We start from the raw sequence: 21637 nt of genomic DNA, 5'->3' as shown, positions 1-21637 counted from the left end.
TGTCTTACTTTGTTGGAATGTTGTTGTTGCAAGTAACTCCAATTTATCTAAAAGGCGGGGGCAAGGCAAGAACTTTGTTTTGAGGGTTAATGGACCCTGCTGGAATCACGTTGTCGTATATCAGCCAATACCGCTATTAATCCATCAACGACAACGGGGTTATATTTTGTGCCGGAGCATTTTCGGAACTCATCAATAACTTCTTCGACGGTTAAGACTTTGTTGTAACCGCGCTGAGAAGTCATCGCATCGTAGCTGTCTGCCACCGCAACAATGCTGGCCAGAAAATCAATTTGGTCTCCTTTCAAACCTTGTGGATAACCTTTTCCGTCCCAGCGTTCATGATGCTGATGTACCATATTCACAATACCTGACAAAAATTTAATTGGTTTGAGAATTTTGTATCCGATCTCCGGATGTTTCTTCATTTCCTCCCATTCCTGATCAGAGAGTCCGGTAACATTTTTTAAACTGGAAATTTCGACCACCAGTTTTCCAATATCATGCAGCAATGCCCCTTGCCCGAGATTCTCCATCTGGTGTAAATCGAGCTGCAACTTCTCGCCTATTTTCAAACAAAAAGACCGCACGCGCGCGGAATGGCCGGCCGTATAAGAATGTTTTTCTTCCACAGCCCGTACAAATGACAAAATGATACCCAGATAGGCCTCGCGCATTTCCTTGGACTGCTGTTCGATCTTTTGGTTTTTTTCTTCGAGTTCCTCAATGTGTTTTTGTAACTTAAGTACGAGCTTGGCGCTGTATTCTTTATAAAAAACCTGCTCATCATTTTCTTCTACTTTTTCACGATTTCCGCGCAAATAACCTTCGATCTGCCCCGGGAATTCATCAACGTCAAGCGGTTTCTTAATGTACCCGTCGCAGCCGGCTACAAGTGATCGCTGTCGGTCACCTTCCATAACGTTGGACGTAAGCGCAATGATAGGAATGCCGGCCAGCCTGTCAATACTTTTGATACGCGTCGTTGCGGCATGGCCGTCCAGCAAAGGCAAATTGATATCCATCAAAATCAAATCAGGTTCGATTTCCTCTGCCAATTTCACGCCGCTGATGCCGTCGTTGGCCTCAAAGAGCTGATACCCGCGCGGTTCGAGCAATCGCCGCACCAGCAGGCGATTCATCTCATTATCCTCAACGTAAAGTATTTTTGTTGCTTTTTTTGGCGTAGTCAAGTTCCTTTATTCTTTTTTTGGTTCAGATGATTTCTGCTTAAGGGGAAGTATCATGGTGAAAACTGAACCTTTACCGAGTTTACTATCCACACGCATTTCTCCGCCATGCATTTCGACGAATTTTTTCGCAATACTTAAGCCGAGACCCGTTCCGCCGGCTTTCCGGGTCGTAGAACCGTCCACTTGACGAAATCTTTCAAAAACGGCGTCAATATGATCTTTATCAATTCCAATTCCTGTGTCGATCACGCTGACAGCAACGCGGCTTTTGTCGGCGCGTAGTCGAACGGTGATAAATCCTTCTTCGGTAAATTTTGCAGCATTGGAAATAAGATTAAAAATAATTTGCCGTATTTTAGTGACATCAGCTTCGATAACAGGAATGGTTCCTTCAATCTTACTTTCGATCTTAATCTTCTTACCCATGACAAGAGTCTGGCTCGCGGTCACGATTTCATGAACGATCGGCACTAAATCAAAAGTCGTACTATGAAGTTCCATTTTTCCGGCTTCTATCTTGGACAGTTCAAGTATGCTGTTGATGATTTCCAACAAATGCCGCCCGCTGTTATAAATTGCCGAAAGGTCCACGCGCTGGGTATCCGTAATGTCGCCGTCAATACCGCTCATCAGCACTTTTGAAAAACCTATAATGGAATTAAGCGGCGTTCGCAATTCATGACTCACATTGGCGATAAATTCGGATTTTAAACTGTCGGCCTCCTGCGCTTTCTTTACAGCTTCTCGCAAGGCAACGTTGCTTTTTCTCAATTCCTCCGTCCGGTCGGCGATTTTTTCTTCAAGCTCTTTATTGCTCCGTTCCAATTCCGAAGTCAAAGACTGCAATTGCAAATACGCCGCGCCAAGCTGTTCCGTCAATATTTTATGCTGATCAAAAATTTCCCTGTTTGGTTCCGAATCCTCTTGCCCGGTCTTTTTGGTGATGTTAACCAGTTCGCCCAGAACTTGCTTTTCGAATAAGGCTTCATCCATGACCGAGATATGTTCCTGCTTATGGATGACCTGCGTTTGATGCAACCGGTCTTTCAATTCCTTTACGTCGCGTTCAAAAGCACGCAGCTTTTCCGTGCGGTTTCGCACTAATCCGAGCACATAAAATACCGTTTCGCGGATGCGCGTCACCGGATCTTTCGTAGCCATTTGAAAAACCTGGCACTCATAACAGGAAGGGATTCCCAAATGCGTACGGCATCCGCAGTTTTCGCCGGCAACAAACCAGCATCGCGGATTCACCGCCTGATAGGCAATACACGCATGATCAGGACATTCGCGAACATTGTAGCACTGATTGGCCACTTCCTGATTCCGGCCTACGACTAGTTTTTGATTTTCGATCTCATGAGCCAGACCGGTCAATTCGTCCGAAACATTACGCATGAAATTAACCGAGTAGGCCTGAATGACTTCGAGTTGAGTCTGTGGATTGGAGCCGGCTTCTTCCAAAAGACGTTCACGTTCCTGTTCGAAAGATTTTTTCTGTTTCTTGAACGTCGTCTCTTTGTTGACGTCCTCGATCAAAGACATGGTATCAAGAAAAAGCCCGTCCATTGAAAAATCTTCAACGACATGCCGCTGACGACGCGACGCTTTCTTGGTTGTCAATTCATATTCGACGATCTGAACCTCATCCTGATAATACGCCTCGGATTTATCTTCGGAGGAGTCCGCCGTTTTTTTCTCGTTATCTGCCATATCTAAAAATTATAATGCCATGTGATTACCGTGAATGACCTGCAAAGCTGAAGGTATGATCTTGAGCTTGATTTCATGCGCATCCAGCGTGACTACTTCGCCGTCAGCATGAATAGGAAGCGCCTCGTCAGAATGGATCTCAACCTCCGTCGCGCGCCGAAGCATGACGCCGGCCACATTCAGATGCGCCCCTTTCATTACTTTCACCAAGCTCGAAAGCATACGCCCTTTGCCCATCGCATCTATTGCGCATACGTCAAAGAACCCGTCGTCTATTTTAGCGTTCGGGGTGATATAGAATCCGCCGCCGGAGCATTTCCCGTTACCGATAGTTAACATCAAAATGTTGCGGCTGAATTTTTCGCCGCCGATATCAACCCGCATAAAAGGCGGCTTATATTTGAATAACGATTTGAGCACCGCAGTTAAATATATAGCAACTCCGCGAAGATGTTTTATTTTGATGCTCTCATAATTCACATAAGCGTCAAAACCAACCCCAATATTGTTATTAAAAAAACGTGTATGATTTCCATCGACACTTATCTGCCCTACGTCCACGGGCATGATCTTTTTTTGTTCCAGGATATTGAACGCTTTTTGGAGATGTACGGGAATATTAATCATTTTGACAAAATCATTGCCGGAGCCTATAGGCAGAACGCCCAGAGCAGCCATGTTATCGTTTTTTCCGTTTTTAACGCGCGCCTGCATCATCCCATTGATGACCTCGTGAACGGTTCCATCGCCGCCGGCGGCAATGATGACGTCGTGACTATACGTTTTTTCAATTACGTACGGCAAAGCCTCGCTGGATTGGGTGGTAACCAAAACATCATGGTCAATCTTTTGCCTGTCTAACCAATGACGGATCTCCGGTTCAGATTTCGCCCCCGATCCCCTGTTTGAGGCCGGGTTAATCACGACAAACCACTTACGATTCATACTTTTTTATAGTAATGTTAGTGAGAACCGCATAGCATTATGCGTCCATACAAATTACAGATAAGCTAATCGACCAGAGCAATACAGTCAATTTCTACCAGTACGTCTTTCGGCAGTCGTGCAACTTCAACGGTTGAGCGCGCTGGTGCATTTTCAGATAAATATTCAGCGTAGACTTCATTCATTGCAGTGAAATCCGACATATTTTTCAAAAACACTGATGTCTTGATTACATTTTTCATGCTCGAACCTCCGGCCGTTAATATCGCCTTAATATTCTCCAGCACAAGGCGCGTCTGTCCTTTGATATCCAATGCCATAACCTGATTGGTCTTAGGGTCGATGCATATTTGTCCCGATGTGAATATCATTTTGCCGGAAGCAATAATAGCCTGATTATAAGGCCCGATCGGCGCCGGTGCGTTACTTGTTTTGACAATATCTCTTATCATGATAATTCCTATGTGTTTATTTTGCGTGCATATCCGGATGGGACATTATTTTATGTCCTTGAAATTCGCATCCTGAACGTCTTCCGATTTGAACGACGCGTTCTTAACCTCTTTCGAGGGATCGCTGTGTTTTTGATTCTGAAAACCGCCTTGTCGACGATGCCGATTTGCATTCGTCATTTGAAAAATAAATCGCACCGCTTTAAATACGGCATAAAACAAAATACCTAAAAGCAAAAACCTCAATACACCAAACATTATTTAACCTTTCTTAACTTTTATGTTTTTTTCGACACTTTAGAATTGCCGCAAAAAACGAATATCATTTTCCAGGAACAGCCGCAGATCGTTGACATCATAAGCTAACATCGCAATGCGCTCAACGCCCATACCGAACGCATACCCGCTGTAACGGCCTTTTTCATATCCTGCATATTCATATAATTTCGGATTGACCATGCCGGATCCCATGATCTCGATCCAGCCTGAATTTTTGCATACACGGCAACCTTTACCCTTACAGAAAATACAACTGATATCAACCTCAGCGCTGGGTTCCGTAAATGAAAAAAATGACGGCCTAAAACGCGTGCCGATTTCTTTACCAAACATTCGATGAACGAATGTGCCAATCGTTCCTTTTAGATCAGCGAACGTGACGTTTTCATCGACCACCAACCCTTCAACCTGATTAAACACAGGCAAATGCGTCGCATCCGGCGTGTCTTTACGGTATACTCTGCCAGGACATATAATGCGGATCGGCGGCTTCTGTTTTTCCATCATGCGCGCCTGCACGGGCGTCGTATGCGTTCTTAACACGACGTTATCGCTGAAAAAAAAAGTATCCTGCATATCCCGCGCGGGATGATCTTTCGGAATATTCACCGCTTCAAAATTGTAATAGTCAAGTTCAACTTCCGGTCCGTCCGCAACGGTAAAACCCATGCTGTCAAATATGGATTTGATCTCATCCAGTATCTGCGTCAGAGGATGAGTATGGCCGATAAATTGTTTCCGCTCCGGCAGAGTAAAATCAAAATGATCCTGAAGCGCATCTTCCGATTTAAGCAGTTCCTCCTTGATTTCTCCTAATTTTTTTTCAACAAAACTCTTGACTTCATTTAATACTTTCCCGAACTGTGGTTTTTGTTCTTTCGGAAGGTCTTTCAATTGAATCGTCGCCTCCGTAATCAAACCCTTTCGGCCAATATATTTGGTATGAATCTTCTCCCAATCCGACCGGCCGAGCTTCTTTCCGTCAACTTCGGAGAGAAATTGCTCTTTAATTTTTTCTAATTCAATCATGACTTATATGTAAAAACCTCCGTAAATAAACGAACTAAATATACAAAAAAAAGAGCATTTAGCAACATGGAAATCGCTAAATGCCCGTATCAAAATCAGCAGTTTTCAACTAGAAAATCAACAACCGATCACCTACGCTTGTTTTGCCGTTTCGATCAGTTTGTTGAATGCCGCTGCATCGTTCATCGCCAGATCGGCCAAAACTTTGCGGTTGATGTCAATGTTATGTTTCTTCAGAGAGCTGATAAATTTTGAGTAGCTCATTCCGTGTTCACGAACAGCCGCATTGATGCGGACGATCCACAGAGAACGGAAATTACGCTTTTTCAGCTTGCGATCGCGCGTCGCATAGGTCATTCCTTTTTCGACCGTTTCAATGGCGGTACGCAGTACATTCTTTCTTTTACCAAAATTGCCCTTCGCCTGATTAAATATCTTCTTGCGGCGAGCTTTGGATGCCGGGTTATTGGTTGAACGTGGCATGGTTTTCTCCTATTAAATGATTATAATTTCTTAAGTCGCTTACTTCTTACCCAGCATGGTCAACACGCGGTTGACGTCGGTATCGTCCACAAGATGTTTTCCGCCCAGATCGCTTTTACGGCGATTGGATTTACTGCTTAAAAGATGGCGCGCGGTTGCTTTTTTCCGCATCAATTTTCCTTTACCGGTCAACTGAAATCGTTTTTTTGCGCCGCTGTTCGTTTTCATTTTTGGCATTGTATATTCTCCTTTTTGGTTTAATTTCGATTTTGATTAGGGAATGTTTTTCCTTCGTGATGCTATTTCTTAACAAATACCATCACCATATTGCGTCCTTCAAATTTCATCTGGTCGTCCAGTTTACCAACCTCGTCGAGGTCCTTTACCATGCGCTCGGCTAACTCGATACCAAATTCTTTATTCGTAATTTCACGCCCTTTGTAGACGATAACCAATTTGACCTTATAGCCGTCTTTTAGAAAATTAAAAGCGTGTTTCATTTTAAACTGGTAGTCATGGTCATCCGTTGCCGGGCGAAACCGAAGTTCTTTTACTTCCCCCTGATGGGTATGTTTTTTCCGGGCGTCTTTTTCCCGTTTCTGGATCTCGTAGCGGTACTTGCCGTAATCAATGATCTTACAAACCGGCGGTTCCGCATTGGGCACAATCTCCAGCAGATCCAGATTTTCTTCGCGCGCCTTACGAAGCGCTTCGACGGTGTCGACCACGCCGATTTGTTCACCCGTCGATCCGATAAGGCGGACTTTCGCCACACGGATATGTTCGTTCATTCTGATTTTATCTTCTTTACTGATGGCGGTTCTCCTTTTTTAGAATGATCACTATTATTCCATAACTTTATTTTTGATTTCATTCGAAATTTTGTCCAAAAATTCACCTGTTGCCTGCGAGCCCAGGTCGCCTTTGCCGTGGCGACGAACGGATACCGACCGGCTTTGTAATTCTTTGTCGCCGACCACAAGAATATACGGAATCTTTTTTAATTCCGATTCGCGAATTTTATAACCGATCTTCTCATTGCGCGTGTCGATATCGGCTCGTACTCCGGCAAGGATTAGTTTTTCTTTCGTTTCTTGCGCATAAGCCGCGTGATGGTCGGAAATGGGCAGCAGAATGGCCTGCACGGGTGCCAGCCAAACCGGGAAATTGCCGGCAAACTGTTCGATCAAAATTCCGATGAATCGCTCCAGCGAACCGAACGGCGCGCGGTGAATCATGATGGGACGATGTTTCTGGCCATCCGCTCCGGTGTATTCTATTTTGAACCGCTCAGGCAATACATAGTCCAATTGAACGGTGCCCAATTGCCAGGTTCTGCCAAGCACGTCTTTGATCATGAAATCTATTTTAGGGCCGTAGAAAGCGGCTTCGCCAATGCCGACAAAATAATCTAATTTCATTTCGTCCGCCGCTTCCTGAATATCTTTCTGCGCGATCTCCCAAAGTGCAATCTCGCCGCCGTATTTTTCATTACTATCATCACGGAAAGAAAGACGCGTTCTGAAGTCTTTGAATCCGAGCGTTTTAAACACATACTGAATCAGCGATATGACGCGGCACATTTCTTCTTTGACCTGGTCCGGACGAACAAATAAGTGGGAATCGTCCACGGTAAATCCGCGTACGCGGGTTAAGCCGTTCAATTCACCCGATTGCTCATACCGATACACGGTGCCAAATTCCGCCAGACGAATCGGAAGATCGCGATAACTCCGCGGTTTGGATGCGTAAATCTGAATATGATGGGGACAGTTCATCGGCTTGAGAAGAAATTGTTCGCCGTCTCCCATCGTGATCGGCGCAAATTGTGAATCCTTATAATACGGATAGTGTCCGGAGGTTTTATACAATTCAATATTTCCGATATGAGGCGTCACAACCGGCAGATAGCCTTGTTTTTTTTGTTCATCTCTCAGAAAGTCAACCAGCGTCTCACGTAAAGTGGTTCCGTTGGGAAGCCAAAGCGGCAAGCCTCCGCCAACTTTAGGCGAAAGATAAAATAATTCAAGTTCCTGGCCGAGTTTGCGATGATCCCTTTTCTTAGCCTCCTCGAGCATGTGCAGGTATTCATCTAACTGCTTTTTATTCGGGAAACTAATGGCGCGCAAACGCTGAAGCTGAATATTATTTTCATCGCCTTTGTAAAATGCGCCCGCCACGGACATGATCTTGAATGCTTTGACCATCCCTACATTCGGGATATGCGGGCCGCGGCACAGATCGGTAAACTCGCCCTGCGTGTAGGTGCTGATCGTATCGCCTGAAGGAACATTTTCTATAATCGGAATCTTAAAGTCTTCACCGATGGATTTGAAAAATGAAATTGCTTCTGTTTGTGAAAGTTCTTTTCGTGAAGTTGAAAATTTTTCCTTCACGATATTCGCCATTTCCGCTTCGATCTTCGGAAAGTCGTCCTGACTGATCGGTTCCGGAAATAAAATATCGTAGAAAAATCCCGCTTCCGTCGGAGGTCCGTCTTCCAGCTTCGCTTTGGGCCAAAGGCGTTTTACTGCCTGCGCCATCACGTGCGTCGAAGAATGCCAGAAAATCTGCATGCCTTCGGGCGTATCTGTGGTCAATAATTTAACGGATGCATCCTGCTGGATCGGATAGCTCAGATCAACCGTTTTGCCGTTGATCTCCGCGGCAACGCACTTTTCCGCTAAGCCGCGGCTGATGGACGCAGCGATACCTTGCGGCGTAATACCTGCGTCGAACTGTCTTACCGATTTGTCGGGAAAGGTGATATTAATTTGTGCCAAACTCTCTATTCCTTCACCTGAATTATTTGTGACCCAAGAACCAGTAGATAGCCTTGGGTTAATCAAGGTAGTCCGCTTAAGGCGAACATTTTAATTTATTTAGCCCGAACGTGGGTTCAAGCGAGGCCATTATACAGGATTTGCAATCAAAAGTCAAATATAAAATGGCCTTTTTATCCTGTCGACATATATGTATCTTCTTTAAGCAAGAACCCCGGATTTTAGTAAATGAACTACCTTACTCATTACTATTTTAACACTCAACAGCCCGTAGATACCCCCGCTTCGGCTGAATTTCATTTCGGCGTCGTTTTGCCGGATATACTGAGCGTGTACGATCGAACGTTACGCTTTCATGCATCTCAAATTCATGCGAACCATAGCGAACTGTGGCAGGGAATTCTCAACCACCTGGAAATGGATACGTTTTTTCATCGTTCTGATTTTTTCAAAAACTCCTACGACGGCACTCGCAATATTCTGAAGAAGGAAATTTCTGAAAAACTGAACATACGGCCTTTTTTTTTGGCTCATGTTCTGGTCGAGATACTATTGGATCACTTACTGTTGACACAATCATCAGATCTTGCGCGGCGATTTTATGAATCAATCGGCGCAATTCGGGTAAAAGACATAGTTCATATACTGGAAAAACATTTTGATCACAAGCTCGACGGGTTAGATGATCTCATTAATAAATTTCTTGTAACTCGATTTCTTGAAACTTATATTGACCTAAATAATCTTATCTATCCTGTTAATCGTATGCTGACAAGAACGCGCCAAGAGGCGTTTGACGTTCACGACAAAACCTTAGTTGGCAACATTCTGCAGCCGTCGCTGCTCATGGTTAGGGATCATTTTCCGAAACTGATACACCAATTCGGCAAGACGTTTTTGAATTCCCAACAATAGGCGTATGGCTCAAAAACCAATCATTTTTTTTGACGGCGTGTGTGGGTTATGCAATCGCGCTGTAGATTTTCTTATACGGCATGATAAAAACAGAATTTTTCTTTTTGCGCCGCTGCAGGGCGAAACGGCTTTACGCGAATTGCCCGGCTCTTTAACGAATAACCCGGAAACGATCGTATGCAAAGACTGCGGAGCCCTGTATTATAAATCGGATGCTATTCTGCATATTATGATTAAAATTGGCGGAATCTGGAAGTTAACAACGGTGTTCTACATCCTTCCTAGGTTCCTTCGCGATTTTTTTTATGACATTGTAGCGAATAACCGCTATAAAATATTCGGAAAGAAGGCATCGTGCCGAATGCCCAGTCCGGAGGAGCGGGCTTTATTTTTGAATTAAAATTACAACGTTGGAATTTTGTTTATCAAACAAGCAAAACCGCACATGAGTAAAACAGACCCAGCCCAGGCATTGCAAAAACATCCGAAATCTGAAGTGCTTAAAAGACTGAGCCGAATTGAAATTCTTCGCGCACTGCCTGCCGAAGAAATTCTTTCGCTGGTACCGTTTGTGGAACAATTACCGTACGCTGCCGGAACCGTTCTCATGAGCCAAGGCGATTTGGGCGACGCGCTGTATTTTATCGAACAGGGGCTGGCGCGCGTGCATCGAACAGATTCCACTGACGCATGGCATGTAGGCGCCGGCAGCGTAGTCGGCGAGATTGCGCTTCTGACCGGCGACAAAAGAACGGCGACCGTTACCGCTGAAACCGATATGATCGTGTGGAAAATAAATAAGGATTCATTTGATGTTGCCGTAGCGGAGTCGCCGGAACTCAAACGCGCTCTTGAGGAACTTATGGTACAACGGCTCAAGGGCATTGCGGTCACCTTACCCAAAAAGAATGTCTGGTTGTCGACAGCCATGCGCGCGCTCGAGGCCCAGTACCGCGGTATCACCATGTGGCAGCGCTTCATGGGCATCGGTATGATCATGTGGGCCATGGTATTGTATAACGACCTTTTCCCGGTGATTTCAGTCAAAGCATATGAAATAGAATTTGCCGTTTTTCAACTGATCTGCGGTATGTTCATTCTGCAGGGTTCATGCGAAGGTTTCATTATCGGCGTCGAGCGAATAGGCGCGAGATATAAATGGGACGGATTTATTTCAGGTACCGTCGGCTCGATGCTGAGTACGCTGCCGGAATTTGTCGTGATTGCATTTCTCATTCTTATCGATCCATTGGCGGCCTATGTTACCACGATCATAACGATCTTTAACAATGCGCTCGCCTATTCAATTTATTCTTTCTTCCTGCCGAAAGATCACGACGGTTGTTATACCATGCCCCGCTCACTCACGAGGGCCGGAGGCGAACTGCTTATCGCCGGCAGCGCGATCACGTTGATCATCGGTATTGTGATGCTGGTTATGCGCGTGGAGATGTCACGGACGACATTTGTAGGATTTGATCTTATCCTGATCGGAATTATTCTCTTTGTTATTTACGGTTATTATGTGCTGATGCTGGTTCGCTATTACGGCGAAGGTAAAGATGACGCAGAATCCTTTCCTCCCGATCCTGAAAATCTTGGACATGACACAAGCTGGAATGGCATTGCCACAATGTTCCTTCTCGGCGTCTTCGGAGCGTACTGCGGCGGCGACAGTATCGGAGGTTTTGCAGAGACCGCTCTCAATAGCATTGGTTTACCAACTGTTCCGACGGCCGCACTGCTTGCACTTTTCGCAGGTATCAGCGAATACATCATCGTATACAAAGCGCATAGGCGGGGCGAACTCGGAATCGCGCTGAGCAATGTATTCGGCGGACTTACTCAGGTCATGTTTCTTCTGCTTCCATTTGCCCTTCTTCTTATCGGCATCAGCGGCCTTGTTACGGGCAATGCAATATATTCTATTCCGATCAATATCACGACCTGTCTTCTGATGTTGCTGTTATTCCCGTTATTTCACACCCTGCATCAGTACCTCGAACAGGAAAAATCCGTGAACAATCTGGACGCGGCCTCGATGACGGGAATTTATGTTCTTTTGCTGTACTTTTTATTCACGTACACAAATTAGTATTTATTAATTGCTTTAATTCACCCGCTTAAGTAACCTACTCGAAACCAACAAAGGAGTATCTATGCTTGCCGTAAATGTCCGTACCCAAATAATTTACTCAGTTACGGGTAATTGATACGAAATAGGGTTTGAGGCAAATTCTCATTTCACGCATTCCTACTGCGTATGCTGAGATCAGCATACAATTGGACATCGTAATGAAACCAGCTTTTCTTGTCCTTTATCCATTCAATACAGCATCTTCCGTAACTGAAAAACACACAAATTTATAGCGGAGGATACACCGGTGAATTTAAAATCCTTAGGGTGGAACTCTTTTTTTGAAAAACATTTTCAGTCGTTTCATTCCGAGAACTTTTCGGTTGGGCGGGTATTGGTTGAACATAAAGAACGTTATGAGATATATACTGAAATTGGCCAGCTGACGGGCGAAGTGACAGGCAAATTCAGATTTGACGCGGAACGGCGCGAAGATTTTCCGGCCGTCGGCGATTGGGTTGTTATTCATGCCATTCCCGATGACAGCTACGCATCGATCCATGCCGTCTTGCCGCGACAAACCAAGTTTTCGCGAAAAGTTGCCGGCGAGACAACGGAAGAACAAATCGTTGCCGCAAATATTGATATCGCTTTTGTCGTCTCAGGATTAGACGAAGACTTTAACATACGGCGGATCGAGCGTTATATCATCATGGCTCGGGAAAGCGGCGCTGAGCCCGTTATTTTGCTTAACAAGGCGGATATTTGTTCCGACGTCGATGCAAAATTAACGGAAGTAAAATCTATCGCTCCGGGTATTCCGGTTCATGTGTTGTCTGCGATGCTGCACGAAGGTATGGATACGATTCCTTCGAGTATCGGCCATGGGAAAACGGCGGCATTGCTCGGTTCTTCAGGCGTAGGAAAATCGACGATCATCAATAAACTGCTTGGAAGCGAAATTCAACAAGTTCAGGAAGTTCGCCATATCACGCATACGGGAAAACATACGACCAGCCGGCGGGAGCTATTCATCTTACCCGGCGGTGGATTACTGATCGATACGCCGGGCATGCGTGAGTTGCAGTTATGGAGCGGTGAAGAGAGTCTGAGCAGCGCCTTTGACGATATCGAATCCTTGGCGCGCGAATGCCGCTTCAGGGATTGCCGGCATCAGACCGAGCCCGGATGCGCCGTTCAAACGGCTTTGAACGATGGCGTTCTGGATCAGGCGCGGTTCAATAATTATTTAAAGATGCAGAAAGAAATCCGATATCTTGAATTACGTCAGGATGCGAATGCCGCGCGGGCAGAAAAAATACGCTGGAAGAAAATTACCTCGGCGCATAAGCACAGTTACAAAAAAAAATAACGGCGGCAAGGAGCGGGACAGCCGTCCCGCTCTGTTTTTATTTCATATGAAACCATCTGAAGGAACCGGCAATGAAACACCACTCCCCTGCATTTCTGAAACTGATACACGATTCCAAACAACATATCAAAGAAGTCAGCACGGAAGAAACGCTTTCTGCGATGGAAACCGATCCGCAGGTTGCACTGATCGATGTTCGGGAAGAAAGTGAGTATGCCGCCGGACATGTTAAAGGTTCGGAACATTTGGGGAAAGGGATTATTGAACGCGATATCGAAAAAAAACATCCCGACATGGCGCAGCCGCTGTATTTGTATTGCGGCGGCGGTTTCCGATCAGTGCTGGTCGCCGATAACCTCCAGAAAATGGGTTATACCAACGTGTTTTCAGTTGCAGGAGGCTGGGGCGCTTTTAAAGAAATGAATGTAGATATTGAAAAAGGAAAATAATTCAGGAAGAATCGTTTTTTTTCATTTTCACTAATTATGGGAGTTTGTTATGAAAATCATTGAATATATTCTTTTCAGTCTAGTTCTCGCTTTTCCTGCACTTGCGCAAAACACGACTGCCATCAAATGCGGCAGACTCATTGACGGAAAAAAAGATCAGGTTACAGAAAACGCCGTGATCATTGTTGAAGAAAATATAATAAAACAGGTCGGACAGAATCTCTCCATTCCTAAAGGAGCTAAAATTATCGATCTGTCCGGATATACCGTATTACCGGGGCTTATCGACGGACACACACACGTTTTGCTTCAAGGCGACATTACCGAAGAGGATTATGCGGAACAAATACTGAAGGAATCTATCCCCTATCGCACCCTGCGCGCTTCGCTCGCATGTAAAATCGCGTTGATGAACGGGTTCACCACGCTGCGCGACGTCGAAACCGAAGGAGCTATGTATGCTGATGTGGATCTAAAAAAGGCGATCAACAACGGCGTAATAGACGGGCCGCGCATGTATGTTTCGGGGCGCGCAATTAACACCACCGGACACTATATCTTGAGCAATAAGACCTATGCCTGGGAATTACACATGCCGAAGGGCGTGCAGGAAATTACCGGCGCTGACGAAGCGCGAAAAGCGGTTCGTGAGCAGATTTCCTATGGCATTGACTGGATCAAAATTTATGCCGACCGCGGTTACTATCGCCTGCCCGACGGCTCATTCCGCAGTATACCCAATTTCACGAACGAAGAGATCACCGCCATCGGCGATGAAACCAAGGTTTCCAGAAAAAAACTGGCCGCGCATGCGGTAACACGGGACGGAATCATTTATGCGATTAATGCCGGCGCCAATTCCATCGAACACGGCTTCGCGATGGATGACGAGTGTATGCGGCTCATGATCGAGAAAAACATATACTGGTGCCCTACCATATATGTAAATGTCTGGGTCGCGGAAGGACGCGCGGCGGCAGGTAGTCCGATCAATAAACAATTTAATGAAATCCTGCCCACGGTCTTCAATAAGGCATTAAAGTCCGGCGTAAAAATCGTCTTCGGAACGGACGTTGGCGGTTTCCCCTGGACTGAAAATCAGGCGAAGGAATTTTCCTACATGGTTAAATGGGGTATGTCGCCGATGCAGGCGATCAAATCCGCAACCAGCATGGCCGCCGAGATGCTCGACGCCTGGGGAAAGATCGGGGAAATTTCACCCGGCGCATATGCGGATATTATCGCCGTGAAAGAAGATCCGTTAAAGAACATTTCCGTTCTTGAAAATGTAAGTTTCGTTATGAAGGATGGTAAAATATATAAACAATGACCGGGCGCCGCTGCCCTAATAAATCTTTCCTGTCTATTAACTTATTCGCAAAGGAGGATCAATGAAAAAAATGAAAGATATGATCGATTGGATTGAAAAACATCGTGATTGGTGTTTTGACCTTATGCGAATATATTTGGGGATCGGTTTACTCGTCAAAGGAATTTATTTTTTATGGCAGCCGGATTATGTAGCTTCTCTGGTAATGGAGTCCGGCAATTACAGCGCATGGAATACCCTGCTCGTTCACTATGTTGCTATGGGACATATTGCCGGCGGACTTCTCATGGCCATCGGTATGATCACACGCATCGGCGCGGCGATACAACTGCCGATCCTTTTTGGAGCCGTTTTTTTAGTGCACTTGAAAGAAGGCCTTTTTTCAAAAGATCAATCTTTGGAATTTTCTGCACTGGTCTTGTTCTTGGTTTGCCTGATAACCATATACGGCTCCGGAACATTATCGGTGGATAGTTATCTTGATAAAAAAAAGGTCAACAGCATATAATTTAGCTTAAAAAGCTGCTTCTCATAAACCAGGAGATACCATGGAAACGCAGAATTATGCCAATCACCGGCGAATTGTTCCTCTTTTTCATTTCGTTGCTTTTGCTTTACTGCTGGCCCTGGGAATAGGCTCCATCGTACATTTCGGAAACGCTTACAGCCGGGGCCATGGAAGATTAGACGCCGCTATGATGGTGTTGACGTTCATCATCCTCACATTCATTTATTTCTATGCACGTTTGTTTGCTCTTCGCGCGCAGGATAGGGCGATTCGGGCTGAAGAGAATTTACGTCATTTTGTATTAACCGGAAAATTGATGGATCCCCGCCTCACGCTACAACAGGTTATAGGGCTGCGATTTGCCAAAGACGAAGAATTTATTGAGCTCTCAAAACGCGCGGCAGCCGAGAATTTGAGCCAAGATGATATTAAGAAATCAATCCAGAATTGGCGCGGCGATCATCACCGGGTTTAACTCCGGACAGAATGAACCAAACGGGTCAATTCTCACCGCACATGCAACAAATTATTGTTAAAAACGTAATGACTCTTCACTATTCTAAAATATAAATCAATTCATTATGCAAACATGTTTTCGTTTATTGTTTGGAGGTTTCCTGCTTCTCAATCTGATAAGCGCGCCTCTTCAAGGACAAATAATGCCCAATCCTGACGCCGCGCAACTTCAGGCTTCATTAAAAAAACTGACGGCTTTGGGCAGTGTATTATATATCGCGGCGCATCCTGATGACGAAAATACGGCCGTGCTGGCTTATTGCGCCAATCATCGCTTATTGCGAACGGGATATCTTGCCCTTACGCGAGGAGACGGCGGACAAAATCTGATCGGAACCGAGCAGAGCGAACTGCTTGGCATTATCCGAACGCAGGAATTACTTGCGGCGCGGAGACTGGACGGCGCGGAACAATTTTTTACGCGCGCGATCGACTTTGGATACACTAAATCTCCGGAAGAAACTTTCACAATCTGGGACAGACAGAAGGTATTATCAGATGTTGTCTGGGTTATCCGTTCGTTTAAGCCGGACATCATAATTACCAGGTTTCCTTCCACCGGCGAAGGCGGGCACGGTCAACATACGGCGTCTGCTATTATTGCGCAGGAAGCTTTTTCATTGGCCGCCGACGCTTCTCAATTTCCTGAGCAACTGAAATACGTCGAACCTTGGCAGGCCAAAAGGATTTTTTGGAACGCATGGCTTCCGGCATTGCAGGAACGAAAGGCAGATCTAAGTACATTGATACGATTGGATATCGGCGAATATGATCCGCTGCTTGGAAAGTCGTACACGGAATTGGCGGCGGAAAGCCGCAGTATGCACAAAAGCCAGGGATTCGGCGTAAGCGGACAACGCGCAGAAACATTAAACTATTTTGACCTGACCAAAGGCGAGCCTGCGGCGAACGATCTGTTCGACGGGATTGATTTAACCTGGTCGCGTATTCCTGGCGGTAAAGAAGTCGGAGCAATACTTGACGACATTTACAGGAAATTCAATCCTGAAAATCCTTCCGCTTCAATTCCGCAACTCATCAAAGCCTATCGACAGATGAATCAATTACCTGACAATGTCAGGGTCAAACAAAAGCAAAAAGAATTGCGTGAGGTTATCCGGTCATGCGCTGGAATCTGGATGGAAGCGATTGCCGATGATTATGCAGCTGCACCCGGGAACCAAATAAAAATAACGGCGGCGATCATCAATCGTACGACGTATCCGCTCGCACTCCAAAAAATTAATTTTCCGTTCCAGACTCCCGACACACTTGCATCAGTTGAACTTAGAAAAGGAAAATTCGTAAGTTCGTCGAACCAGGTAACCATTACCTCCGATGCAAACTATACAGAGCCTTATTGGATTGCTAAAGAACCAACGAAGGGCATGTTTGCAGTTGATGACCAAAAAAAAATCGGTTCAGCGGAAAATCCTTCGGCTCTGTATGTTGAGTTTATCGTTAAGGCGGACGGAGAACTTCTAAGTTTTCACATACCCGTCCTGTACCGGTGGACCGATCCTGTAAAAGGGGAACGTTACCGGCCGTTTGCCATAGTTCCATCCGTTGCTGTGAACCTCGAAGAAAAGGTTTATCTTTTTTCAAGCAACCTCCCGAAAACTATTACGCTAACATTAAAAAGCGGAGCGGCGAACGTCAACGGGAATCTGAGACTACAATTACCCAAAGGATGGGCCTTATCCCCTGAATCTATCCCGTTTGAACTAAAAAATAAATACGACGAAACGAAATTACAATTTTCCATTCAGCCGCCCGCTTCGAACTCCGACGGATTCTTTACGGCCGAGGCTGCGGTCGACGGAAAAATGTACACACAAAGCATTCAATCTATCCAGTATGATCATATTCCTATCCAAACTTTGTTTCCGCCGGCAAAGGCCAAACTCATTCGTCTTGATATTCAAACCGAAGCGCGGCAGATCGGATACATCATGGGCTCAGGCGATCAGATTCCCGAATATCTGGGCCAACTCGGAATCAACGTGAAGCTGATCAGCGATGAGGAGCTGGAACGCGGGCAATTCGAAGCATACGACGCCATAGTTGCCGGTATTCGCGCGTACAATACGCGGCCGAGATTAAAATTTGCGCAGAATAAATTGATGAGATATGTTGAGAACGGCGGAACGCTCATCGTGCAGTATAATACGCCGCGCGGATTGGCTGTTGATAATATCGGACCTTATCCATTTAAGATTACCAACGAGCGCGTGACTTTTGAGGATGCGCCCATCGGTATACTTTTAAAAGATCACGTCGTTATGCGTTATCCAAACCTTATAACAGAGCAGGATTTCTCAGGGTGGGTGCAGGAACGCGGTCTTTATTTCGCCAACCCCTGGGACGCTAAATATGAAACCGTATTTTCCGCTAACGATCCGGGTGAAACCGCAAAAAACGGCGGTATGTTATTCACCCGTTACGGAAAAGGCGTTTTTATTTATAGCGGCTACTCGTGGTTCCGCCAACTGCCCGCCGGCGTTCCCGGGGCGTATAAAATTTTTGTTAATATGATCTCATCAGGAAAAGCCAAATAATACTGAACAACTATAGCAGATAACCATGCGTGAGACAGAACCAAGTCCGGCTCCCTTTAAAACATGGCGATCATGGTATCTGCTTGTCATTTTCTTTCTGGTACTACTGATAATCATATTCTATCTTTTCTCATCAGCTTTTAATTAATCCCAATCAACCGGTTTTTGTATGACAACGTTCGACTGGATCGTTTTAGTATCATCGCTTGTATTTATTGTCAGCTACGGCGTCTGGAAAGGCCGTGGCAGCAAAGACATGCGGGGATATTTACTGTCCGGTAATGATATGAAATGGTACACGATCTGTCTATCGATCATGGCCACGCAGGCCAGCGCTATCACTTTCATGTCGACGCCGGGACAATCCTATATCGACGGAATGCGATTCGTTCAATTTTATTTCGGACTGCCGCTGGCGATGGTAATTTTATCCGTGACCGCCGTACCGATCTATCACCGGTTGAAGATCTACACGGCATATGAATATCTTGAAACTCAATTTGACCTGAAAACCCGGCTGCTTGCCGTCTTTTTATTTACTATTCAACGCGGGCTGGGCGCCGGATTAACTATTTACGCTCCGTCGATCATATTGTCGGTTTTGCTAGGATGGAACTTGTACTGGACCAATATCATTATGGGCGGACTGGTCATTATTTACACGGCCTCCGGCGGCACGCGCGCAGTGAGTTGGACGCAGACCCATCAAATGATCATCATTACGGCCGGAATGATAGCTGCATTCGGCACGATGATTTACCTTTTGCCGCCGCAACTGTCATTTATCGATGCATTGCACGTTGCGGGAAAAATGGAAAAGCTAAATACGATTGATTTTTCGTTTAATCTGAACGACCGCTATACTATATGGTCGGGAATTATCGGCGGCCTGTTTTTGCAACTCGCATATTTTGGAACGGATCAATCCCAGGTCGGACGCTATTTGACCGGACAATCCGTTACGCAAAGCCGCCTTGGATTGCTGTGTAACGGCCTGGTAAAAGTTCCCATGCAATTTTCCATTCTATTTCTTGGCGTCATGTTGTTTGTATTTTACCAGTTCGTCACGCCCCCTGTTTTTTTTAACACGGTCGAAACGCAAAAACTTCAAACCGGCCGGTATGCAGCAGATTACAAAAAATTAGAAGAACAGCATGTAACTGTTTTTAAAGACAAAGAAATTCAACTTAATAGCCTTCTCACAGCCATTCACGATAAGGACGAAAGTAAGATCGCCGCCATTCAACGGGAATTAAAAATGAGCAACGACGGGCTTCGCGCTATTCGCTCTGAGGCCACGGCTTTGATGAAGGTTAACGACCCGTCGGCCAATACGAACGACGCCAATTATATTTTTTTGAATTTTGTAATTACGTATTTGCCTGTCGGGCTTGTCGGCATGGTGATTGCAGCCATATTCGCGGCATCCATGTCGTCGACAGCTTCAGAACTGAATGCGCTGGCGTCCACGACGGTGGTCGATATATACAGACGTTTAATCAAAAAACAAATACACACTTCCGGCGATGAAAAACAAACGGTTCTTATTACAAAGCTAGCGACCGTTTTTTGGGGTATCTACGCGATCTTCTTCGCGCAGTTCGCAAGCCTGCTGGGGTCCCTGATCGAAGCGGTGAATATTCTGGGTTCTCTGTTTTATGGAACTATACTCGGAATTTTTTTAGTCGGATTTTATATGAAATTCATTCGCGGAACTTCGGTTTTTTTTGCCGCAGTTGTTGCAGAGATCGCCGTGATCCTATGTTTTCTTTTTACGGAAATTTCTTTTCTTTGGTACAATGTAATCGGGTGCGTGCTGGTCATGCTGCTCTCGCTTGCGTTCCAGCCGTTTACAAAAGAAAAAGCCCGTGAGTATTAGTACCTCACAGGCTTTTCATAACTTCAACCCAAATCAGATTCTACTTGCTTGCGTTTAATCTTTTCAGAATATCCCCGATTCTACCTTTATTCCCGTCATCCGTTACCAGCTTCAAAGCTTTATTGTAATTTTCAATTGCCAACTTCTTCTCGCCCTTCTGGTCATAACCGTCGGCAAGGCTGTCCCAGACATTCCATGATTTAGGAAATCTTACCGTATTGGTTTTAAAAATCTCAATTGCCTGATCGAACTTTTTCTGGCCGAGCATTTCATACCCGTAAGCGTTCATCTCAATTTCATTGGCATTCTCTGCAGTCGTCTTACGCAGAGCGTCCGCCTCAGCAATTTTACCTTGTTTCTCGAGTATCGTGGCCTTCGCAAATCGCGCCCCGTTACCGCCGCCAAACGCAAAGGCTCGTTCGGCCCATAGCGCAGCCTGATCCAGCGCTATATCGTTCTGAAGGCAGTAATTGGCTGCCCGAATCAACATTGCTCCGCTAAAAGCATTTCTGTTGCGTAATTGGTTCTTCAGGTTCTCGACAACAATAGCCGGTGTGTCAAAAGTTATGGTGAAAGGAACTTTCAGTTTTTCCCAGCGCAAATAAGCCGTGGTTTGTTTGGTATTAGTATTATCGAAACCGTAACTCAATCGATCTTGCGATTCACTTACTGCCACCGGCTTTACGGTCACGCGCAAAGCGTCTTCGGATTCCTCATAAAAGAATTGTCCCCAGGAGGTTGAATTCTTGCTGAATATGACCGTCCATTGATCCGGTCCGGTCACCATAAATAATCCATACGTGCCTGCGCGCAGAGGCTTGCCTTCAACCATCGCATCGTGCGTAAACGTAATGCTTGTGTTTTCATTTGCTCCGGCGCGCCATGGCGTTGCTTTACCGTTTCCAAAAGCAGTTGGCGCCTCCCAGCCATACGGAACCAGTTTGCCCCAAACCTCACGGCCATTGACTGCGGGGCTGTGGTAACTGATCTTTACTTTGGAAATACCGACCTCCTGCATGACCATGGCCGCGGGACTTGCGTCCGGCAGAATCAGCAATTCCTGCGATGACAAACTTGTTAGGCTCAGAACTGAGAGCATGGCTACGAACCATGCCGAGTGAATAATTACTTTCATTTTTTCCTCCTATTATTAGTA

21 protein-coding genes are annotated in these 21637 nt (G+C 45.5%); 10 read left to right on the top strand and 11 right to left on the bottom strand.

All coding sequences use genetic code 11. The features are described from left to right. Positions 1 to 86: 86 nt before the first annotated feature. From F9K33_08455 to thrS, 10 genes are all read right to left on the bottom strand, one after another. Positions 87 to 1193 (bottom strand): response regulator, encoded by a 1107-nt coding sequence (locus tag F9K33_08455; protein ID KAB2879700.1) that lies wholly within the window; start codon positions 1191 to 1193, stop codon positions 87 to 89. A gap of 6 nt (positions 1194 to 1199) precedes the next feature. Beyond that, a complete protein-coding gene (locus tag F9K33_08450) occupies positions 1200 to 2906 on the bottom strand; it encodes a hypothetical protein (protein ID KAB2879699.1) in 1707 nt (568 codons plus the stop codon). Between the two features lie 9 nt (positions 2907 to 2915). Further along, positions 2916 to 3851, bottom strand: a complete 936-nt coding sequence (locus F9K33_08445) for a diacylglycerol kinase family lipid kinase (protein ID KAB2879698.1) — start codon at positions 3849 to 3851, stop codon at positions 2916 to 2918. A gap of 65 nt (positions 3852 to 3916) precedes the next feature. Then, complete coding sequence (locus tag F9K33_08440; protein KAB2879697.1) at positions 3917 to 4303, bottom strand: RidA family protein; 387 nt, start codon at positions 4301 to 4303, stop codon at positions 3917 to 3919. Positions 4304 to 4348: 45 nt separating this feature from the next. Then, on the bottom strand, positions 4349 to 4561 hold the full coding sequence (locus F9K33_08435; protein ID KAB2879696.1) for a hypothetical protein: 213 nt from the start codon (positions 4559 to 4561) through the stop codon (positions 4349 to 4351). Between the two features lie 39 nt (positions 4562 to 4600). Then, a complete protein-coding gene (gene pheS, locus F9K33_08430; protein ID KAB2879695.1) occupies positions 4601 to 5611 on the bottom strand; it encodes a phenylalanine--tRNA ligase subunit alpha in 1011 nt (336 codons plus the stop codon). A 132-nt stretch (positions 5612 to 5743) separates the two neighbouring features. Next, on the bottom strand, positions 5744 to 6094 hold the full coding sequence (gene rplT, locus F9K33_08425; protein ID KAB2879694.1) for a 50S ribosomal protein L20: 351 nt from the start codon (positions 6092 to 6094) through the stop codon (positions 5744 to 5746). 39 nt (positions 6095 to 6133) lie between these two features. Next, positions 6134 to 6331, bottom strand: coding sequence for a 50S ribosomal protein L35 (rpmI, locus tag F9K33_08420; protein ID KAB2879693.1), 198 nt, complete (start codon positions 6329 to 6331; stop codon positions 6134 to 6136). A 62-nt stretch (positions 6332 to 6393) separates the two neighbouring features. Continuing rightward, positions 6394 to 6885, bottom strand: coding sequence for a translation initiation factor IF-3 (locus F9K33_08415; GenBank protein KAB2879692.1), 492 nt, complete (start codon positions 6883 to 6885; stop codon positions 6394 to 6396). A gap of 54 nt (positions 6886 to 6939) precedes the next feature. Then, a complete protein-coding gene (gene thrS, locus F9K33_08410; protein ID KAB2879691.1) occupies positions 6940 to 8877 on the bottom strand; it encodes a threonine--tRNA ligase in 1938 nt (645 codons plus the stop codon). A gap of 228 nt (positions 8878 to 9105) precedes the next feature. On the opposite strand from thrS, the gene F9K33_08405 reads away from it, so the two are divergent. From F9K33_08405 to F9K33_08360, 10 genes are all read left to right on the top strand, one after another. After that, positions 9106 to 9792 (top strand): hypothetical protein, encoded by a 687-nt coding sequence (locus F9K33_08405; GenBank protein KAB2879690.1) that lies wholly within the window; start codon positions 9106 to 9108, stop codon positions 9790 to 9792. 4 nt (positions 9793 to 9796) lie between these two features. Beyond that, on the top strand, positions 9797 to 10192 hold the full coding sequence (locus F9K33_08400; protein KAB2879689.1) for a DUF393 domain-containing protein: 396 nt from the start codon (positions 9797 to 9799) through the stop codon (positions 10190 to 10192). A 45-nt stretch (positions 10193 to 10237) separates the two neighbouring features. Next, entirely contained in the window at positions 10238 to 11887 is a 1650-nt protein-coding gene (locus F9K33_08395) for a cyclic nucleotide-binding domain-containing protein (protein ID KAB2879688.1), read from the top strand. Between the two features lie 289 nt (positions 11888 to 12176). Beyond that, complete coding sequence (gene rsgA, locus F9K33_08390; protein KAB2879687.1) at positions 12177 to 13241, top strand: ribosome small subunit-dependent GTPase A; 1065 nt, start codon at positions 12177 to 12179, stop codon at positions 13239 to 13241. Positions 13242 to 13312: 71 nt separating this feature from the next. Beyond that, complete coding sequence (locus tag F9K33_08385) at positions 13313 to 13690, top strand: sulfurtransferase (protein ID KAB2879686.1); 378 nt, start codon at positions 13313 to 13315, stop codon at positions 13688 to 13690. A gap of 49 nt (positions 13691 to 13739) precedes the next feature. Next, positions 13740 to 15020, top strand: coding sequence for an amidohydrolase family protein (locus F9K33_08380; protein ID KAB2879685.1), 1281 nt, complete (start codon positions 13740 to 13742; stop codon positions 15018 to 15020). Positions 15021 to 15081: 61 nt separating this feature from the next. Then, on the top strand, positions 15082 to 15528 hold the full coding sequence (locus F9K33_08375; GenBank protein KAB2879684.1) for a DoxX family protein: 447 nt from the start codon (positions 15082 to 15084) through the stop codon (positions 15526 to 15528). A 40-nt stretch (positions 15529 to 15568) separates the two neighbouring features. Further along, positions 15569 to 16003, top strand: coding sequence for a hypothetical protein (locus F9K33_08370; protein ID KAB2879683.1), 435 nt, complete (start codon positions 15569 to 15571; stop codon positions 16001 to 16003). A gap of 106 nt (positions 16004 to 16109) precedes the next feature. After that, entirely contained in the window at positions 16110 to 18602 is a 2493-nt protein-coding gene (locus tag F9K33_08365) for a PIG-L family deacetylase (GenBank protein KAB2879682.1), read from the top strand. A 169-nt stretch (positions 18603 to 18771) separates the two neighbouring features. Beyond that, positions 18772 to 20481 carry a sodium:solute symporter gene (locus F9K33_08360; protein KAB2879681.1) on the top strand — a complete coding sequence of 570 codons (1710 nt, stop codon included), beginning with the start codon at positions 18772 to 18774 and terminating at the stop codon, positions 20479 to 20481. A gap of 40 nt (positions 20482 to 20521) precedes the next feature. Here the strand turns inward: F9K33_08360 and F9K33_08355 are convergent, their stop codons facing one another. Continuing rightward, on the bottom strand, positions 20522 to 21616 hold the full coding sequence (locus F9K33_08355; protein ID KAB2879680.1) for a DUF2911 domain-containing protein: 1095 nt from the start codon (positions 21614 to 21616) through the stop codon (positions 20522 to 20524). Positions 21617 to 21637: the final 21 nt, after the last annotated feature.

Source organism: bacterium (assembly GCA_008933615.1).
Lineage (GTDB): Bacteria > CLD3 > CLD3 > SB21 > SB21 > SB21.
The sequence above is the reverse complement of the archived record's forward strand: the minus strand, read 5'-3'. Positions and strand labels throughout refer to the sequence as shown.

Coding starts and splice junctions, on each gene's coding strand:
- F9K33_08450 (KAB2879699.1), bottom strand. CDS start 2,906: ATGGCAGATAACGAGAAAAAAACGGCGGACTCCTCCGAAGATAAATCC.
- F9K33_08445 (KAB2879698.1), bottom strand. CDS start 3,851: ATGAATCGTAAGTGGTTTGTCGTGATTAACCCGGCCTCAAACAGGGGA.
- F9K33_08440 (KAB2879697.1), bottom strand. CDS start 4,303: ATGATAAGAGATATTGTCAAAACAAGTAACGCACCGGCGCCGATCGGG.
- F9K33_08435 (KAB2879696.1), bottom strand. CDS start 4,561: ATGTTTGGTGTATTGAGGTTTTTGCTTTTAGGTATTTTGTTTTATGCC.
- pheS (KAB2879695.1), bottom strand. CDS start 5,611: ATGATTGAATTAGAAAAAATTAAAGAGCAATTTCTCTCCGAAGTTGAC.
- rplT (KAB2879694.1), bottom strand. CDS start 6,094: ATGCCACGTTCAACCAATAACCCGGCATCCAAAGCTCGCCGCAAGAAG.
- rpmI (KAB2879693.1), bottom strand. CDS start 6,331: ATGCCAAAAATGAAAACGAACAGCGGCGCAAAAAAACGATTTCAGTTG.
- F9K33_08415 (KAB2879692.1), bottom strand. CDS start 6,885: ATGAACGAACATATCCGTGTGGCGAAAGTCCGCCTTATCGGATCGACG.
- F9K33_08405 (KAB2879690.1), top strand. CDS start 9,106: ATGAACTACCTTACTCATTACTATTTTAACACTCAACAGCCCGTAGAT.
- F9K33_08400 (KAB2879689.1), top strand. CDS start 9,797: ATGGCTCAAAAACCAATCATTTTTTTTGACGGCGTGTGTGGGTTATGC.
- F9K33_08395 (KAB2879688.1), top strand. CDS start 10,238: ATGAGTAAAACAGACCCAGCCCAGGCATTGCAAAAACATCCGAAATCT.
- F9K33_08385 (KAB2879686.1), top strand. CDS start 13,313: ATGAAACACCACTCCCCTGCATTTCTGAAACTGATACACGATTCCAAA.
- F9K33_08380 (KAB2879685.1), top strand. CDS start 13,740: ATGAAAATCATTGAATATATTCTTTTCAGTCTAGTTCTCGCTTTTCCT.
- F9K33_08375 (KAB2879684.1), top strand. CDS start 15,082: ATGAAAAAAATGAAAGATATGATCGATTGGATTGAAAAACATCGTGAT.
- F9K33_08370 (KAB2879683.1), top strand. CDS start 15,569: ATGGAAACGCAGAATTATGCCAATCACCGGCGAATTGTTCCTCTTTTT.
- F9K33_08365 (KAB2879682.1), top strand. CDS start 16,110: ATGCAAACATGTTTTCGTTTATTGTTTGGAGGTTTCCTGCTTCTCAAT.
- F9K33_08360 (KAB2879681.1), top strand. CDS start 18,772: ATGACAACGTTCGACTGGATCGTTTTAGTATCATCGCTTGTATTTATT.
- F9K33_08355 (KAB2879680.1), bottom strand. CDS start 21,616: ATGAAAGTAATTATTCACTCGGCATGGTTCGTAGCCATGCTCTCAGTT.